Origin of the sequence: Streptomyces sp. 147326, from assembly GCF_045000215.1 — a bacterium.
Classification (GTDB): Bacteria; Actinomycetota; Actinomycetes; order Streptomycetales; family Streptomycetaceae; genus Streptomyces.
This window is the reverse complement of sequence record NZ_CP134201.1, coordinates 2,285,374-2,305,440: the sequence shown is the minus strand read 5'-3', so window position 1 is coordinate 2,305,440 and position 20,067 is coordinate 2,285,374. Positions and strand designations below refer to the sequence as shown.

Here is a 20,067-nt window from a genome sequence, read left to right as displayed (position 1 = left end):
GTTGTCGTTCGCACAGCGTCGGTTGTGGTTCATCGACCGATTCGAGGGACCGTCGGCGACGTATAACGTCCCCTTCCTCGTGCGGTTGACCGGCGAGCTGGACCGGACCGCCCTGCAGTCCGCGGTGCGCGATGTCGTGGCACGGCACGAGAGCCTCCGCACGCTCATCGTGATGAACGAGCAGGGCGTGCCCTCGCAGCAGGTGCTGCCGGTGGCCGAGGCACTGCTCGACGTGCCGCTCGTGGAGGTGGCGCCCGACGCGGTGGACGAGGCCGTGTTCCAGGCGGCGCAGTACACCTTCGACCTGTCGGCGGAGATACCGGTCCGTGCCACCCTGCTGCGCTCCGGCGAGCGGGAGCACGTCCTGGTCCTGCTGGTCCACCACATCGCCAGCGACGGCGAGTCGATGGAGCCGCTCTCCCGCGACCTGGCCACCGCGTACACCGCGCGGCTGCGGGGCGGGGCTCCGCAGTGGGCGGACCTGCCGGTGCAGTACGTCGACTACACGCTGTGGCAGCGCGAGCTGCTCGGCGACGAGAACGACCCCGACAGCGTGGTCTCCACGCAGGTCGCCTACTGGCAGGACGAACTGCAGGGCGTGCCGACTCCGCTGCGCCTGCCCTCGGACCGCCCGCGCCCGCCGGTGGCCAGCCACCGCGGTGACACGGTCGGCTTCCCGATCGACGCCGAACTGCTGGCGGCCGTCGAGACCCTGGGCCGCGAGCGGGACATGACCGTCCCGATGGTGCTGCAGGCCGCCCTCGCCGTGGTGCTCCAGCACCTCGGCGCCGGCCAGGACATCGCCATCGGCTCCACCGTCGCGGGCCGCACCGACGACGAACTCGCCGACCTGGTCGGCTTCTTCGTGAACACCTGGGTGCTGCGCACGGACCTCTCCGGCGCGCCCACCTTCGACCGGGTGCTGGAGCAGGTCCGGCAGAAGGCGCTGACCGCGTACGACAACCAGGACGCTCCCTTCGAGCACCTGGTGGAGGTCCTGAACCCGGAGCGGTCCACCGCCTACCACCCGCTGTTCCAGGTCATGTTCACCTGGGAGAACGACGCCTGGATCGAGCTGGACCTGCCGGGTCTGGAGCGGGCCCGCTTCGAGGTGCTCGCCACCCCGACGGCCAAGTTCGACCTGGAGTTCAACTACTTCTCGGACCCCGCCGGTCCGGGCATGCTCTGCTACCTCGAATACGCGACCGACCTCTTCGACCGCTCCACGGCGCAGTCCGTCGTCGACCGCTACCTTCGGGTCATCCGCGAGGTCGTCGCCCGCCCGGACCGGCCGGTCGCCCTGGCGCCCGTGCTGGACGGCGCCGAACTGGACGCTGTGGTCCGGGAGTTCAACGACACGGAGGTGACCCGGCCCGAGCTGACGGTCGCCGAGCTCTTCGAGCGGCAGGCTGCCGCGACCCCGGACGCGGTCGCCCTGGAGGCCGGGGACGAGGTCCTCACCTACCGCGAACTCGACGCGCGGGCCTCCCGCGTGGCGGGGGAACTGGCCGCGCACGGCGTGGGCCCCGAGACGCTCGTGGGCGTGGCCCTGCCGCGTACGGCGGACCTGGTCGCCGGGCTGCTCGGCGTGCTCAAGGCCGGCGGCGCGTACCTGCCGATCGATCCGAGATATCCGAGCCGGCGGCTCGACTTCATCCTTGAGGACGCGGCCCCCGGGCTGATCCTGACCGACGAGCAGACCGCCGGGGTCCTGCCGAAGTCGCGGGTCCCGCAGCTGCTCCTGGGCGACATCGACTTCGGTGCGCCCCAGGACGCGGCCGGCGCCCCGGTCACCGCCCGCCCGGGCCAGGTCGCGTACGTCATGTACACCTCCGGCTCCACGGGCACGCCCAAGGGCGTGGCGATCACCCACGCCAACGTGGTGAACGACGTGCTGGGGCTGGCCCCGGCGATCGGCGTCGGCGCGGGGACGCGCGTGCTCGCCGGCACCTCGGTCAACTTCGACGTCTCCGTCTTCGAGCTCTTCGCCACCCTCTGCTCCGGCGGCACCGTCGAACTGGTGCGTGACGTACTGGTGATCGGCGAGCGCGGCGGCTGGAGCGGCGGCGTGATCAGCACCGTCCCGTCCGTCTTCGCGGAACTGCTCGGACAGGTCAGCGGGAACATCCGCGTCGACACCGTGGTCTTCGCCGGTGAGGCCCTGCCCGCCTCGCTGGTGCAGCGGGTCCGCGAAGCGATCCCCGGGGTCCGCGTCGTCAACGCCTACGGCCAGAGCGAGTCGTTCTACGCCACCACCTTCGCGCTGTCCGCCGACGAGGAGTGGGACGGCTCCGGCAGCGCCCCCATCGGCGCCCCGCTCGGCAACGTCCGCACCTACGTGCTCGGCCCCGGCCTGCGGCCGGTCCCGGTCGGCGTGGTGGGCGAGCTGTACGTCGCCGGAGAGATCGGCCGCGGCTACTTCGGCCGTACCGGGCTGACCGCCGACCGCTTCGTCGCGGACCCCTTCGGGCCGGCCGGTTCGCGCATGTACCGCACCGGCGACCTGGCGCGCTGGAACACCGCCGGACAGCTGGAGTACGCGGGCCGCGACGACGCGCAGATGAAGGTGCGCGGCTTCCGCATCGAGCCCGGCGAGATCGAGGCCGTCCTGACGGCCCACCCGGGCGTGGCCCAGGCCGTGGTCACCATCCGCGAGGGCCGCGGCAGCAAGCAGCTCGTCTGCCACGTGGTCCCGCTGGAGGCCGACCAGAGCGGCTTCGGCACCGTCGCCAGCCTCGGCGACCTCGACGTCGACCTGACCACCAGCGTGTCCGTGCGCGAGCTCCGCCGCTTCGCCGCGGGCCGGCTGCCCGAGTTCATGGTCCCGTCCGTCTTCGTCATGGTCGGCCGGCTGCCGCTGACCGCCAACGGCAAGCTCGACTTGGCGGCGCTGCCCGAGCCCGACTTCAGCGGCGGCGAGTACCGCGCCCCGCGCAACGCCGCGGAAGAGGTCCTCGCCGCGGTCTACGCCGAGGTGCTCGGCCTCGACCGGGTCGGCGTCGACGACGACTTCTTCGCCATCGGCGGCGACTCCATCCGCTCCATCCAGGTCGTCTCCCGTGCCCGCAGCGGCGGCGTGGAGGTCAGCCCGCGCCAGATATTCGACCACCGCACCGTCGCCGAACTGGCCGCGGTCGCGATCGTCGGAGTCGCGGCCGGCACCGGCTCGGTGCTGGCGGAGCTGGAGGGCGGCGGCGCCGGCTGGATGCCGCTGCTGCCCATCGGCGAGTACCTGCTGGAACTGGGCGAGGGAACCGACCGGTTCGCCATGTCCATGGCCGTCGAGCTGCCCGCGGGCATCGACCGGGCCGCTCTCGCCGCCACCCTCGGCGCGGTGCTGGACCGCCACGACGTCCTGCGCTCCCGCCTGGTCACCGGCGACGGCGGCGACGGCGCGGTCCGCGCGGGCCTGGAGGCCGGCGCGCCCGGCTCGGTCGACGCTGACACGCTGATCCACCGCGTCGAGTGCGACGGCAGCTGGGACGAGCAGTGGTTCGAGGCGGCCACCGCCGAACTGGACGCCGCCACCGGACGGCTGGACGCCGCGGCCGGTGTCATGGCGCAGTTCGTGTGGTTCGCCCCGCAGGAGGGCGCCGGCCGGCTGCTGCTGGTCCTCCACCACTTCGTCGTCGACGGCGTGTCCTGGCGCATCCTCCTTCCGGACCTCGCCGCCGCCTGGGAGCAGGTCCGCGAGGGCCGCACCCCCGAGCTGCCCGAGGTGGGCACCTCGGTCCGCCGCTGGGCCCACGCCCTGGCCGAGGAGGCGGCCTCGCCCGAGCGCGTCGCCGAACTCGCCCTGTGGCGCTCGGTCGTGGCCGGTCCCGATCCGCTCCTGGGATCGCGGGCCCTGGACCCCGCCGTCGACGTGATGTCCACGGTGGACCACACCTGGCTCAAGCTCTCCGTGCCGGTCACCGAGACCCTGCTCACCACCCTGCCGGCCCGCTTCCACGGCGGCGTCAACGACGGCCTGCTCGCGGCGCTGACGCTGGCCGTCGCCCGCTGGCGCCGGACCCGCGGCATCGACGAGTCCTCCGCCCTGATCCGGGTCGAGGGACACGGCCGCGAGGAGGACGTCGCCCCGGGCGCCGACCTGTCGCGCACGGTGGGCTGGTTCACCACGATGTTCCCCGTCCGCCTCGACCTCGCCGGGATCGACCTGGACGAGGCGTTCGCGGGCGGCTCCGCCGCCGGCTCCGCCGTCAAGGCGGTCAAGGAGCAGCTCCTGTCCCTCCCGGACAAGGGCGTGGGCTACGGCCTGCTGCGCCACCTGAACCCGCAGACCGCCGAGGTGCTGCGCCGGTACCCGACCGGCCAGATCGGCTTCAACTACCTGGGCCGCTTCTCGTCCTCCGCCGACGTGCCCGAGCACCTGCGCGGCCTGGGCTGGACCCTCGCCGAGGGCACCACCGAGCTGATCGCGCACCCCGACGAGCGGATGCCCGCCCTCTCGACGCTGGACGTCGGCGCGCTCGTCACCGACACCGAGCAGGGCCCGCAGCTCACCGCGCGGCTCGCCTTCCCCACGGGCCTGCTCAGGGCGGAGGACGTCGAGGAGCTCGCCGAGCTGTGGAGCACCGCCCTGCAGGCCCTGGCCCGGCACGCCGCCGAGCCCGCCGCGGGCGGTCTGACCCCCTCGGACGTGCCGCTGGTCCGGGTGACCCAGGGCGAGATCGAGGCATGGGAGGAGCACTACCCCGGCCTGGAGGACGTCTGGCCGCTGACCACGATGCAGGACGGTCTGCTCTTCCACGCCCAGCTGGCCGGCTCCACCTTCGACGCGTACCAGATGCAGCTGGTCTTCCACCTCGCCGGCGAGGTCGAGCCGGCCCGGATGCGGGCCGCCGGCCAGGCGCTGCTCGACCGGTACGCCAACCTCCGCGCCGCGTTCGTGTTCGACGCGGCGGGGGACCGGGTGCAGGTCGTACGCGACCGCGTGGAGCTGCCCTGGCAGTACCTCGACCTCAGCGGGTTCGGCGAGGAGGGCCGCGAGGAGGCGCTGAAGCGCTTCCTGGCCGAGGACCACGACTCCCACTTCGACCTGAGCCGGGCCCCGCTCGTGCGGATGTCCCTCGTCATGCTGGCCCCCGACCGCTGGGAGCTGGTCTTCACCGCCCACCACGTGCTCTTCGACGGCTGGTCGATCCCCGTCCTCATGCAGGACCTGCTGCGCCTCTACGGCTCCGGGGGCGACGCCTCCGCGCTGCCGCGCGTTCCCGGCTACCGCGACTTCCTGGTGTGGCAGGCGGGCCAGGACCGCGAGGCCTCGGCCCGCGCCTGGGCCGCGGAGCTCGCCGGAGTCGAGTCGCCGACCCTGATCGCCCCCGAGTCCGCCGCCGATGCCGACCCGGCCGGCATCGGCCAGATCGACATCCCGCTGTCCGCGGACGCCGCCCGCGACCTGGGCCGGCGCGCCGCCGAACTGGGCCTCACCCTCAACACCCTGGTCCAGGGAACCTGGGCGCTGGTGCTCGCCGGGCTGACCGGACGCCAGGACGTGGTGTTCGGCGCCACCGTCTCCGGCCGCCCGCCCGTCGTTCCCGGCGTGGACTCCATGGTCGGCCTGTTCATCAACACCCTGCCCGTCCGGGTGGAGTGCGGACCCGGCGCCACCCTGGGCGAGCTGCTGCGCGACCTGCAGAACCGGCAGAGCGCCCTGCTCGACCACCACCACCACGGGCTGCTGGACATCCACCGCTCGATCGGGCTGAACGTACTCTTCGACACCCTCGTGGGCTTCGAGTCGTACCCGATCGACGGCGTCGCCATCAACGAGGCGAACTCGGCCGCGGGCATCTCGATCACCGGCATCAGCCCGCTCAGCGGCGCGCACTACCCGCTGGTCGTGATGGCCTTCGCCGACCCGCACCTGCGGGTGGCGCTCCAGTACCAGCACCACCTCTTCGACCCGGAGACCGTCGAGGGCATCGCCGCCCGGTTCGCGCGGATCCTCCAGCAGCTCGTGTCGGACCCGGACGCCCGGGTCGGCGCGGTGCACGTCCTGGAGCCCGCCGAGCGCGAGCGGCTCCTGGGCGAGTTCAACGAGACCGCCGTGCCCGCCCCCGGGAAGACCGTCCCGGCCCTGTTCGAGGAGCAGGCCGCCGCGACGCCGGAGGCGACCGCCGTCGCCTTCGGCGGCCAGAGCCTGACCTACCGCGAACTCGACGCCCGGGCCAACCGGCTGGCCCACGCGCTCGCCGCGCGCGGCGTCGGCCAGGAGTCCGTCGTGGGCGTGGCCCTGCCGCGCTCGACGGAGCTGGTCGTGGCCCTCCTCGCCGTCCTCAAGGCCGGCGGCGCCTACCTGCCGGTGGACCCGGAGTACCCGGCCGAGCGCATCGGGTTCATGCTGAACGACGCCGCGCCGACCCTGCTCCTGACCGACTCCGAGATCGTCGCCGGTCTGCCGGCCGGCCCCTGCCCGTACGTGGTCCTGGACGACGCGGACACGGCACTGGCCGTCGCCGCGGCCCCCGCCGACGCCCTGCCGGCCGCCGCCCACGGGCGCGTCGACCAGCTCGCGTACGTCATGTACACCTCCGGCTCGACCGGCGTCCCCAAGGGCGTCGGCGTCACGCACCGGGCCGTGTCCGGCCTGGCGCTGGACCGCCAGTACCGGGGCGGCGCCCACGAGCGGGTCCTCGTACACTCCGCGCAGTCCTTCGACGCCTCCACCTACGAGCTGTGGGTCCCCCTGCTCGGCGGCGGCACCGCGGTCGTGGCGCCCGTCGGCAAGCTGGACGCCGGCGCGCTCGCCGCGGTCATCGCCGAGCAGCGGGTCACCGCGCTGTGGCTGACCGCCGGTCTGTTCAAGGTGATCGCCGACGAGAACCCGGAGTGCTTCACCGGGGTCCGCGAGGTGTGGACCGGCGGTGACGTCGTCTCCCCGGCCTCGGTCACCCGCGCCCTGCGGGCGTGCCCCGACCTCAAGGTCGTCGACGGCTACGGCCCGACCGAGACCACCACCTTCGCCACCACCCACCCGATGCCCGACCCGGAGCGGGTCGGCGAGCCGGTCCCGATCGGCCGCCCGATGGACAACATGCGGGTCTACGTCCTCGACGCGGGCCTGCGCCCCACGCTCCCCGGCGTGGCCGGCGAGCTCTACATCGCGGGTGCGGGCCTGGCCCGCGGCTACGCCCACCGGTCCGCCCTGACCTCCGAGCGCTTCGTGGCCTCGCCCTTCGGCGAGCCCGGCGAGCGGATGTACCGCACCGGTGACGTGGTGGCCTGGACCCCGGACGGCGAACTCGTCTTCCGGGGCCGCGTGGACACCCAGGTCAAGATCCGCGGCTTCCGCATCGAGCCCGCCGAGGTCGAGGCCGCCCTGGCCGCCCACCCCGGCGTCGCCCAGGCCGTGGTCACGTGGAACGAGGACCGGGCCGGCGAACGCCGTCTGGTCGGCTACGTGGTCCCGCGTGTGGAAGGCTCCGACACCTCCGGTGCCGCCGAGCAGGTCGACGAGTGGGAGGAGATCTACGACGACCTCTACGCCGTCTCCGACGCCGCCTGGGGCGAGGACTTCACCGGCTGGAACTCCAGCTACACCGGCGGACAGCCGATCGCGCTGGACGAGATGGCCGTGTGGCGCGACGCCGCGGTGGAGCAGATCACCAACTGGTCGCCGCGCCGCGTGATGGAGATCGGCGTCGGCACCGGCCTGCTGATGTCACAGACCCTCGGGCAGGTGGAGGAGTACTGGGGCACCGACATGTCGGCCGCGGTGATCGACCGCCTCCTCGTACAGGTGGAACAGACCGGCTTCGGCGACCGGGTGCACCTGCGGCACCAGAACGGCGACGACATCTCGGGCCTGCCGCGCGAGCACTTCGACCTCGTGGTCATCAACTCCGTCGTGCAGTACTTCCCCGACGCGGAGTACATGGACCTGGTCCTGGCGGGTGCCATGGAACTGCTGGCCCCCGGCGGCCGGATCCTCGTCGGTGACGTCCGCAACGCCGCCACCCTGCGGCTCTTCCGCTCCGGCGTGCAGCGCGCGCTGCACCCCGAGGCCTCCGCCCCGGTGAGCCGCGCCGCCGTCGCCCGCGCGATCCTGATGGAGAAGGAGCTCGTCCTCGACCCCGAGTGGTTCACCCGTTGGGCCGAGCGGCACGGCGCGGGCGGCGTGGACATCCGGCTGAAGGCCGGCCGTCCGCACAACGAGCTGACCCGCCACCGCTACGAGGTGCTGCTGCACAAGGCGCCCGTGGCCGCGCTCGCGCTGAGCGAGGTCCCGGCCCGCCAGTGGGGCCGCCAGGTCGACGACCTCTTCGGCCTGGAGGACTTCGTCCGCGCGGGCGGCGACCAGCCCGTACGCGTCACCCGCATCCCCAACGCGCGCCTCGCCGACGAGGTCGAGTCCGCCGCGGCCGTGGGCGTGATCTCCGCCCCCGCCGCCTCCGGCCCGGTGCTCGACCCGCAGGACCTGCGGGAGTGGGCCGCCGAGCGCGGCTGGGGCGTGCTGCTCACCTGGTCGGCCGCCGCGGCCGAGTGCTTCGACGCGGTCTTCTTCCCGGCCGGGCCCGTCACCGACCAGGTGCTGACCGGCGGCTTCACGCCGTCGGGCCGCGCCGACCGGACACTGGCCAACGAGCCGGCCGCCGCTGGCCGGATCGGCACCCTGGTGGGCGCCCTGCGCGGCTACCTGAAGGACCGGCTGCCCGACCACCTGGTGCCGTCCACCGTCGTCGCCATCGCCGAGGTGCCGCTGACCCCCAACGGGAAGCTGGACCAGCGGGCCCTGCCCGCCCCGGACTTCGCGGCGGCGGCCACCGGCCGGGCTCCGCGCACCCCGCAGGAAGAGGTCCTGTGCGGCCTGTTCGCCGCGGTGCTCGGCCTGGACCGGGTCGGCATCGACGACGACTTCTTCGCCCTGGGCGGTCACTCCCTGCTCGCCACCCGCCTGGTCAGCCGGATCCGCCAGGTCCTCGACGTCGAACTGCCCATCCGGGTCGTGTTCGAGGCGCCCACGGTCGTGGAGCTGGCCGGGCACCTCGCCGCCGGAGCGCCCGTGCGGCCGCCGCTGCGGCGCACCGCCGAGCGCCCGGACTCCGTACCGCTGTCGTTCGCCCAGCGCCGCCTGTGGTTCATCGACCGCTTCGAGGGCCCCTCGGCCACCTACAACGCGCCCTTCCCGCTCCGCCTGACCGGCGAGCTGGACCTGCCGGCGCTGGAGGCCGCGCTGCGCGACGTCGTGGCCCGCCACGAGAGCCTGCGCACGCTGATCGTCGAGGACGCCGACGGCGTCCCGGCCCAGCACGTGCTGCCGGCCGACGAGGCACGGCTGCAGGTCCCGCTCGTGGAGGTGGCGCAGGGCGGCCTGGCCGACGCCATGGCCGAGGCCTCGGCGTACCTCTTCGACCTGGCCACGGAGATCCCCGTCCGGGCCCCCGTGCTCCGGCTCGGCGCGCAGGAGCACGTCCTGGTCCTGCTGATCCACCACATCGCGAGCGACGGCTCCTCGATGGCCCCGCTGGCCCGCGACCTCGCCACCGCGTACGCGGCCCGCAAGGAGGGCGGCGCCCCGCAGTGGGCGGAGCTCCCGGTCCAGTACGTCGACTACACGCTGTGGCAGCGCGAGGTGCTCGGCGACGAGGAGGACCCGGCCAGCGCGCTCGCCGCCCAGGTGGGCTACTGGCGCGGGGAGCTGGCGGGCGTGCCGCAGCCGCTGCAGCTCGCCTCCGACCGCCCGCGCCCGGCCAAGGCCTCCCACCGCGGCGAGTCGGTCGAGTTCGCCCTCGCCCCCGAGGTCGCTGCCGCGGTCGAGGAGCTGGCGCGCCGGCACGGTGCGACCTCCTCGATGGTGCTCCAGTCCGCGCTGGCCGTGCTGCTGCACGGGCTCGGCGGCGGGGACGACCTGACGATCGGCTCCCCGATCGCCAACCGCACCGACGAGGCCCTCGCGGAACTCGTGGGCTTCTTCGTCAACACCTGGGTGCTGCGCGTCGACCTGTCGGGCAACCCGGCCTTCACGGAGCTGCTGCAGCGCGTCCGGGGCAAGTCCCTGGCCGCGTACGACAACCAGGACGTCCCCTTCGAGCGGCTGGTGGAGGTGCTGAACCCGGAGCGGTCCACCGCCTACTCCCCGCTCTTCCAGGTGATGTTCGCCTGGCAGAACTTCGCCCGGAAGGACTTCGCCCTGCCGGGTCTGCAGGTGGAGTTCGAGCGGGTCCGCACCGAGACCGCCAAGTTCGACCTGTTCTTCAACATGGCAGACCTGCCCGGCATGGGTGTGGTGGGTCTCCTGGAGTACGCCACCGACCTCTTCGACCGGGAGACGGCCCAGGCCGTCGCCGACCGCTTCGTACGGGTGGTGGGCCTGCTGGCCGCAGCCCCCGAGCAGCGGGTGTCCGCGGTCGAGCTGGTGCGGCCGGCCGAACGCGAGCTGGTGCTGCAGGGCTTCAACGCCACGCAGGAGCCGACCCCCGAGGTGACCGTGCCCGGGCTGTTCGAGCTCCAGGTGGCGGAGCGGCCCGACGCGGTCGCGCTGGTCTGCGGCGAGGAGTCGCTGACCTACCGCGAACTGGACGAGCGCGCGAACCGGCTGGCCCGCGAGCTGGCCGGACACGGCGTGGGCCCGGAGACGGTGGTGGGCGTCGCCCTGCCGCGGTCGGCGGACCTGGTCGCGGCCCTGCTGGGCGTACTGAAGGCGGGCGGCGCGTACCTGCCGATCGACCCGAAGTACCCGAGCCGGCGCCTGGAACACATCCTGTCCGACGCGCGGCCGGGGCTGCTGCTCACGGACGCGGCCACCGCCGGAGTCCTGCCGGAGTCCGGGATCACCCGCCTGTACCTCGGCGACCTGGCCCTCGGCGGCTCCGCGGCCGGCTCCGGCGCCACCGCGCCGCCGGCGGGCCTGCTGCCCGGCCACGCGGCGTACGTGATGTACACCTCCGGCTCGACGGGCGTGCCCAAGGGCGTGACCGTCACCCACGCCAACGTGGTCAACGGCGTGCTGCGGCTCGCCTCCACGATCGCGATGGACTCCGGCACCCGCACGCTCGCCGGCGCCTCCGTCAACTTCGACGTCTCCGTCTTCGAGGTCTTCACCACGCTGGCGGCGGGCGGCACGGTCGAGCTGGCCCGTGACGTCCTGGTCATCGGCGAGCAGGGCGGCTGGACCGGCGGCGTGATCAGCACCGTCCCCTCGGTCTTCGCCGAACTCCTCGACCAGGTCAACGGCAAGATCACCGCGGACGCCGTGGTGTTCGCCGGCGAGGCGCTGCCCGCGTCCCTGGTCCGCCGGGTCCGCGAGGCCGTCCCGGGCGTCCGGGTGGTCAACGCCTACGGCCAGACGGAGAGCTTCTACGCCACCACCTTCGCGCTGCCGGCCGACGAGGACTGGGACGCCGCGCACACCGCCCCGATCGGCGCGCCCCTGGGCAACATGCGCACGTACGTCCTGGGAGCCGGCCTGAAGCCGGTGCCCGTGGGCGCCGTGGGCGAGCTCTACGTGGCGGGCAACCTGTCCCGCGGCTACCACGGCCGCGCCGCACTGACCGCCGAGCGCTTCGTCGCCGACCCGTACGGTGCGGCCGGATCACGGATGTACCGCACCGGCGACCTGGCCCGCTGGCGGGCCAACGGGCAGCTGGAGTACGTCGGACGGGGCGACGCCCAGCTCAAGATCCGCGGGTTCCGCATCGAGCCCGGTGAGATCGAGGCGGCCCTGACGGCCCACCCCGGCGTGGAACACGCCGTGGTGACCGGCCAGAGCGCCCCCGACGGGGCCAAGCGCCTGGTCGGCTACGTGGTCAGTTCCCCGGACTCCGGCGGCCAGGTCGACGCGCAGGGCCGGTTCGAGGCCGACATGACCTCCGGCATCACCATGCGGGAGCTGCGCCGCTTCGTCACCGGCCGGCTGCCCGAGTTCATGGTCCCGGCGGTGCTCGTGCCGCTGGACCGGCTGCCGCTGGCCCCCAACGGCAAGCTGGACCGCGCGGCGCTGCCCGAGCCGGACTTCGCCGGCGAGAGCTACCGCCCCCCGCGGGGCCGCACGGAAGAGGTGCTGGCGGGGGTCTACTCCGAGGTGCTCGGCCTGGAACGGGTCGGCATCGACGACGACTTCTTCGCCATCGGCGGCGACAGCATCCGGTCCATCCAGATCGTCTCCCGCGCCAAGGCGCAGGGCGTGGTGGTCAACCCGCGGCAGATCTTCGAGCTGCGGACGGTCGCCGAGCTGGCCACGGCCGCCGGCAGCCACAACCCGGGCCCGGTCCTGGCCGAGCTGGAAGGCGGCGGCACCGGTGTCATGCCGCTGCCCCCGATCGCCAAGTACATGCTCGAACTGGGCAGCAGCTTCAACCGGTTCTCGATGTCCGCGGCGCTCGAACTGCCCCGGGACATCGACGAGGACGGGCTGACCGCGGTCCTGACCGCCGTGCTCGACCACCACGACGTCCTGCGCTCCCGCCTCGTCCTCGACGCCGGCGGCAGCCTGGAGATCGCCGCCCCCGGCACGGTCGACGCGGCCGCGCTGGTACGGCGGGTGGACTGCGCGGGCACCTGGGACGAGAAGTGGCTGGAGACGGCCAGAGCCGAACTCGACGCCGCCACCGGCCGCTTGGACCCGGCCGCCGGAACCATGGCCCAGTTCGTCTGGTTCGCCCCGGAGCGGGGCGCTGGCCGGCTGCTGCTGGTCCTGCACCACCTCGTCGTCGACGGCGTGTCCTGGCGCATCCTGCTCCCGGACCTCGCCACCGCCTGGGAGCAGATCGGCGCGGGCTCCGCCCCGAGCCTGCCCGCGGCCGGCACCTCGGCCCGCCGCTGGGCGCACGCGCTGCTCGACGAGGCGTCCGACCCGGACCGCATCGCCGAACTGGCGCAGTGGTCCGAGCTGCTGGACTGCAACGATCCGGTCCTCGGCTCGCGGGCCCTGAACCCGGCGGTGGACGTCATGTCCACCGTGGAGACGGTCTCCCTGGAGCTCCCGGAGCAGGTCACCGAGGCGCTCCTGACCACGGTCCCCACCGCCTTCCACGGCGGGGTCAACGACGGCCTCCTGGCCGCCCTCGCGCTCGCGGTGACGCAGTGGCGCGCGGACCGGGGCGTCGAGGAGTCCTCGACGCTGATCCGGCTCGAAGGACACGGCCGCGAGGAGCAGGTCGTGCCCGGCGCCGACCTCTCCCGCACGGTGGGCTGGTTCACCAGCATGTTCCCCGTACGGCTCGACCTCGGCGGGCACGACGTGCAGGAGGCGCTCGCCGGCGGCGCCGCCGCGGGCGGTGTGCTCAAGGCCGTCAAGGAACAGCTCCTGGCCATCCCCGACAAGGGCGTCGGCTTCGGCCTCCTGCGGTACCTCAACCCGTCCACCGCCGCCGAACTCGACTGGCGGGCCACCCCCCAGATCTCGTTCAACTACCTGGGACGGGTCGCCGCCGGCGACACCGCCGACGGGCAGCAGGGCGCCGGCTGGAACCTGGCCGCCGACGCGCTCGGCCTCGCCGCCGACCTGGACGCGGACATGCCCGCGCTCTCCACGGTCGAGATCAGCGCCTACGTCACCGACACCGACCGGGGCCCGCGCTTCCACGCCCGGGTCTCCTACCCGGCCGGTGTGCTCACGCAGGCCGAGGCCCAGGCACTCGCCGACCTGTGGGTCCGCGCGCTGGAGGGCTTCGCCCACCACGTCGCCACCCCCGGCGCCGGCGGCCTGACCCCCTCGGACGTGCCGCTGGTCCGCATGACCCAGGGCGAGATCGAGAACTGGGAGGGGCAGTACCCGGGTCTGGCCGACGTCTGGCCGCTGACCCCCCTCCAGTTCGGTCTGCTCTTCGAGACCATGCGCCTGGAGGAGGACGCGTTCGACCCGCACATCGTGCAGGTGGCCTTCCACGTCCAGGGCCAGGTCGACCCGGCCCGGATGCGGGTCGCGGCGCAGGCGCTCCTCGACCGGTACGCCAACCTGCGCACCGCCTTCGTCACCGACGCGAGCGGCGACCTCACCCAGCTCGTCCTCGGCGAGGTCGAACTGCCCTGGCGGGTCGCCGACCTCCGCGGGCTCGACGAAGCGGGCCGCGAGGAGGGGCTGGAGCGGATCCTCGCCGAGGACCACTACGCGCAGTTCGACCCGGCGAAGCCGCCGATGCTGCGGGCCTCGCTGGTCCAGCTGGCGGAGGAGACCTCCGAGCTGGTGCTGACGGTGCACCACGCGCTCTTCGACGGATGGTCGTTCCCGCTGCTCGTCCGGGACCTCGCGTACCTGTACGCGTCCGGGGGCGACGCCTCCGAGCAGCCGCGCGTGCCCGAGTACCGGGAGTTCCTGCGCTGGCTGTCCCGGCGGGACGACAAGGCGGCCGCCGCGGCCTGGGCCAAGGAGATGGAGGGGGTCGGCGAAGCCACCCTGCTCGCCGCCGAGACCCCGGAGGACGCCGGCGACGACGCCCGCGTCGGACAGGTCGACGTCCCGCTGCCGCTGGACGAGGCCCGTGCGCTCAAGAAGCGCGCCGCCGAACTGGGCGTGTCCATGGGCACCCTGGTCCAGGGCGTGTGGGCGCTGATGCTCGGCCAGCTCACCGGAAAGCGGGACGTGATCTTCGGAACCACGGTCTCCGGCCGCCCGGCGGAGGTGCCCGGCGTCGACCAGATGGTGGGTCTGTTCGTCAACTCCCTGCCCATCCGCGCCGAGTACGCGCCGAGCGACACCCTCGGCCAGGTGCTGAAGAACCTCCAGGAGCGCCAGACCGCGCTGCTGGACCACCACCACTTCGGGCTCCACCGCATCCAGCGGGAGGCCGGCCTGAAGGAGCTCTTCAACACGATCGTGCTGTTCCAGTCCTTCCCGGTCGACAAGGAGGCCCTGGGCGCGGCCAACACCGCGGCGGGCGTCTCGTTCACCGGCATCCGCCCGTCCGCCGGCGCCGCCTACCTGGTGGGTCTGGCGGCCGACGCCGAGCCGTACCTGCGCATGATCCTGCAGTATCAGCGGCAGGCCATCAGCGCGGAGACGGTGGAGCGGATCGCCGAGCGGGTGCTGCACATCCTGCGGCAGCTGATCGCCGACCCGGAGATCCCGGTGGGCGCGCTGGACGTGCTCCACGAGGCCGAGCGCGAGCGGATCCTCCTCGCCTTCAACCGGACGGCGACCGAGACCCCGGCCCTCACGCTCCCCGCCCTGTTCGAGCGGAAGGCCGCCGAGACGCCGGACGAGATCGCGGTGCTCTTCGAGGACGAGAAGGTGACCTACGGGGAACTGGACGCGCGGGCCAACCGGCTGGCGCGGGCCCTCGTCGAGCGCGGTGTCGGACCGGAGACGGTCGTGGGCGTGGCCCTGCGGCGCTCGCCGCAGTGGCCGGTCGCGGTCCTCGCCGTGACGAAGGCGGGCGGCGCCTACCTGCCGCTCGACCCGGCCTACCCGGCCGACCGGCTCACGTACATGGTCGAGGACTCGGCGATCGGGCTGATCCTGACCGACGCGGCCACGGCGGACCGGCTGCCCGACCTGCCTTCGCAACTGCTGGTCCTGGACGCCCCGGAGTTCGGCGAGGCCCTGGCCGGGACCGACGGCGCCGTACTGACCGACGCGCAGCGGCTGAGCCCGCTCGTGGTGGCCAACACCGCCTACGTCATCTACACCTCGGGATCCACGGGCCGGCCGAAGGGCGTGGCCGTCACGCACACCGGCTTCGCCAACATGGTCGCGGAGGTGACGGAGCTGCTCGGCATCACCGCCGGGAGCCGGGTCCTGCAGTTCGCCTCGCCGAGCTTCGACATCTCCGTCGCCGAGATGTGCATGTCCCTGTTCGCCGGGGGCGCCCTGGTCATGGCGGACCCGGACCGGCTCACACCGGGGGCCCCGCTCGCCGAGACCGCCGACACGTACGGGGTGACCCACGCGATCCTGACGCCCACGGTGCTGGCCGCCATGCCGGCGGGCTCGCTGTCCGGCGTCGCCTCGCTGATGGTCGCCGGCGAGGCCACCTCGCCGGAGCTGGTGGCCACCTGGTCCGCCGGACGCCGGATGTTCAACGGATACGGTCCGACCGAGACCACCATCGGAGCGACGGTGAGCGAGCTCACCGCCGAGGGCACCGTGTCGATCGGCCGCCCCATCCGCAACACCCGGGTGTACGTGCTGGACGCCGCACTGCGGCCGGTCCTGCCGGGCGTGCCCGGTGAGCTCTACATCGCCGGCGCGGGTCTGACCCGCGGCTACGTCGGACGGCCGGAACTGACCGCCCAGCGGTACGTGGCCTGCCCGTTCGGCGAGCCCGGCGAGCGGATGTACCGCACCGGCGACCTGGTCGAGTGGACCCGGGACGGCGAGCTGGTGTTCCGCGGACGCACGGACAACCAGATCAAGATCCGCGGCTTCCGCATCGAGCTCGGCGAGATCGAGTCCGCGCTGGCGGCCCACCCGACGGTGGACCACGGCGTGGTCACCGCCCGGGACAACCTGGCCGGCGACAAGCAGCTCGTCGCCTACGTCGTCCCCGCACCGGGCGAGAGCGTGGTGGCCGAGGCCCTGCGCAAGCACCTCACCAGCCGGATGCCGGAGTACATGGTCCCGTCGGCCTTCGTCACGCTGGAGCAGCTGCCGCTCACCCCGAACGGCAAGCTGGACCGGGAGGCCCTGCCCGACCCGGAGTTCACCGGCGGAGCGGACTACCGCGCCCCGCGCAACCCGCTGGAGACCACCCTGGCGAAGCTGTTCGCCGAGGCGCTGGAGCTGGAGAAGGTCGGCATCGACGACGACTTCTTCGACCTCGGCGGCCACTCGCTGCGCCTGACCCGCCTGATCAGCCGGATCCGCGCGGTCCTCGGGGCCAAGGTCCCGATCCGCGTGATGTTCGGCGCCACCACGGTGGCGAAGCTGGCCGAGTACCTGGAGTCCCAGGTCAAGACCGCCCGGGCGCCCGTCTTCGCCGACCCGTTCGCGGTCGTCCTGCCGATGCGCACCGAGGGCACGAAGCCGCCCCTGTGGTTCGTCCACCCGGGCGTCGGACTGTGCTGGTCCTACGTGGGCCTCGCCCAGCTCCTCGGCGACCGGCCGGTGTACGGCATCCAGGGCCGCGGCTTCGACGGCACGGGACGGGCCGAGTCCACCCGGGCGATGCTCGACGACTACCTGGAGCAGATCCTGGCGGTCCAGCCGGAGGGCCCGTACCACTTCGTCGGGCACTCCACGGGCGGCACCTACGCCCACGCCCTCGCCGCGGCACTGAAGCAGCGGGGACACGAGGTGGCGCTGCTGGCCCTCATGGACAGCCCGCCGAGCGGCTGGTTCCGGCACATCGAGGACCCGGTGAACATGCCGGAGGTCCGCGAGTTCTTCAAGGAGTTCTTCATCGGCTCCGGAGTGGACGAGGACCGCGAGGCGCTGGTGGAGAACGGCAGCCACCTCTTCAAGTCGCACGCCGAGATGCTGCTGGAGTGGGACTCGCCCGTCTACGACGGCGACGCGGTGTTCTTCAACGCCACGCAGAACCCGGACGAGTCCTACGCGGCGATCTGGGCCCCGCACATCGGCGGAACCATCCACGAACACGACATCGACGCCACGCACATGGGCATGCCGAAGGCCCGGCCCGCGGCCGAGATCGCCCGCATCATCAACCTCCACCTTGAGGGGAACTGACCATGACCGGGACATCCGCCGGCGCGGACGCGAAGGAAGCGGCGGCCTTCGTCGACCGCATGGGCATCAATCCGGAGTTCTTCTGGCTGCGCGGCCACAAGCCCGAGCAGCCGGTCGAGGTCAACGACTACGGCATCGTCAACGTGTACGGGTACAAGGAGGTGCTGGAGGTCGTCGGCAACCCGGGGACGTTCTCCAGCGACGTCGCCGAACTGATCGCGGGCGACGTGGAGATCGACCCCGAGTTCAGCGACGGCACCCTGCTGCAGTCCGACCCGCCGGACCACACCAAGCTGCGCAAGATCATCAGCAAGGCGTTCACCCGGGGGATGGTCGCGGCGCTGGAGCCGCGGATGGTCGAGATCACCCACGAACTGCTCGACGCGGTGGACGGCCAGGACAGCATCGAGATGGTCGACGACCTCGCCTACCCGATGCCGATCATCGTCATCTCCGAGCTGCTCGGCGTACCGCAGAGCGACCGCGACCTGTTCAAGACGTGGGTCGACCGGATGGCCCACAGCGCGGTCGCCCTCACCTCCGGCGACCGGGACCTGGACGAGGACGTCGACGCCCAGGCCGCCATGCGCGTGGTCCCGGAGATGTTCCAGTACCTGCGGGAGCACGCCGCCGAGCGCCGGCTCAAGCCGCGCGAGGACCTGCTGACCAAGCTGGTGGAGGCGGAGGTCGACGGGGAGCGGCTCAGCGACAACGCGGTGGTGAACTTCGCCAACGAGCTGCTCGTCGTCGGCCACGCCACCACCAGCGCACTGCTCGGCAACACCCTGCTGTGCCTGGACGCCTACCCGGAGCACCTGGCCGCCGTACGCGGGAACCCGGACCTCACCCCCGGTCTGATCGAGGAGTCGCTGCGCTACCTGAGCCCGATCGCGACGGCCTACAAGGCCTGCGTCGCCGAGGGCGAGCTCGCCGGCGTCAAGGTGCACCCGGGGCAGCTGGTCGCCATCTCGCTGTCGGCGGCCAACCGGGACGAGCGCCAGTTCACCCGCCCGCACCTGTTCGACCCGTACCGCGACCCCAATCCGCACATCGGCTTCGGCCGGGGCATCCACTTCTGCCTCGGCGCCCCGCTGGCCCGGATGGAGGGCCGGATCGCGACGGACATCCTGCTGGACCGCTTCCCGAAGATGCGGACGGACCCGGACAACCCGCCGACCTTCCTGCCGCTGCCCCACGTCATCTCGACCTCGGAGCTCCCGCTCCTCGTCCGATGAGGCGCCGACCCGCGGCCCGTGACCGGGCCACCGAAGGAGAAGTCCGATGACCAGCCCCCTCGACAAGTGGGAGATGCATCCACGGCATTTCTGGCTGCGCGGGATCCAGCCCGAGGCGCCGATCGAGTACGACCCCGAGGTCGGGATGTGGCACGTCTACGGGTACCCGGAGACGCTCGAGATCCTCAGCGATCCCGCGACGTACTCCTCCGAGGTGGCCGCGCGCTACGTCAGCCCCGAACAGGCCGAGGTCGCCTTCGACGGGAACCTGACCCAGGCGGACCCGCCGGAGCACCAGAAGCTGCGCAAGCTGGTGAGCCGCACCTTCACCCTGAAGATGGTGGCCGAGCTCGAATCGCGCATCACCGCGCTGACCCACGAGCTGCTCGACGAGGTCAAGGGCGACACCTTCGACCTCGCGGAGGCACTGGCCTACCCGCTGCCCGTGATCGTCATCTGCGACATGCTCGGCATCCCCCGCGAGGACCGCGAGCTCCTCAAGGAATGGGCCGACCAGTCGCTCATGGCGAGCACCCAGCTCACCACGCACCAGGGCGACAAGGCGCAGGAGGAGTCCCTCGACACCCAGGCCGAAGCGGCCATGGCGATGGGCTTCTACATCCTCGACCTGGTCACCCAGCGCCGCGCCGAGCCGCAGGAGGACCTCCTGTCCCGGCTCGTCGAGGCGGAGGTCGACGGGGAGCGGCTCACCGACCGGCAGATCGTCAACTTCGCCAATCTGCTGATCTCGGCCGGCCACATCACCACCACCATGCTGCTGGGCAACACCATCCTGTGCCTGGACGCCTTCCCGGACGTCGACGAACGGGTGCGGAAGGACCGGTCGCTGGTGCCCACCCTGCTGGAGGAGTCGCTGCGCTACCTGAGCCCGCTCGCCGCGGGCTACCGGGTCACCACGCGCGACGTGGAGATCGCCGGGGTCAAGGTGCCCGAGGGCGACGTCCTGGAGGTCTGGTTCTCGGCTGCCAACCGGGACGCCCGGGTGTTCGAGAACCCGGACGTCTTCGACCCGGCCCGCAATCCCAACCCGCAGATCGGCTTCGGCCGGGGCATCCACTTCTGCCTCGGCGCCCCGCTCGCGCGGCTGGAGGGCCGGATCGCCATGAACATCCTGTTCGACCGCTTCCCGAAGCTGCGGGTGGACCCGGACGACAAGCCGACGTTCCTCACGTCCCCGGAGTTCACCGGGGTCTGGAAGCTGCCGATCCGGGTGAACTAGCCCCCCCCGTACCCCCCCAC

General features: G+C 72.9%; 3 protein-coding genes. All 3 read left to right on the top strand.

The window, feature by feature from the left end; genetic code table 11:
- The first annotated feature begins 1 nt into the window (after position 1).
- Genes RIU97_RS10180 through RIU97_RS10170 form a run of 3 tightly spaced genes read left to right on the top strand, consistent with a single transcriptional unit; the run spans position 2 to position 20,047 of the window.
- On the top strand, positions 2–17,572 hold the full coding sequence (locus RIU97_RS10180; RefSeq protein ID WP_404955400.1) for an amino acid adenylation domain-containing protein: 17,571 nt from the start codon (positions 2–4) through the stop codon (positions 17,570–17,572).
- Positions 17,573–17,574: 2 nt separating this feature from the next.
- Entirely contained in the window at positions 17,575–18,807 is a 1,233-nt protein-coding gene (locus tag RIU97_RS10175) for a cytochrome P450 (RefSeq protein WP_404955398.1), read from the top strand.
- 46 nt (positions 18,808–18,853) lie between these two features.
- The gene (locus RIU97_RS10170; RefSeq protein WP_404955395.1) at positions 18,854–20,047 is read left to right on the top strand and encodes a cytochrome P450; all 1,194 of its coding nucleotides are present in this window, start codon (positions 18,854–18,856) and stop codon (positions 20,045–20,047) included.
- Positions 20,048–20,067 lie beyond the last annotated feature (20 nt).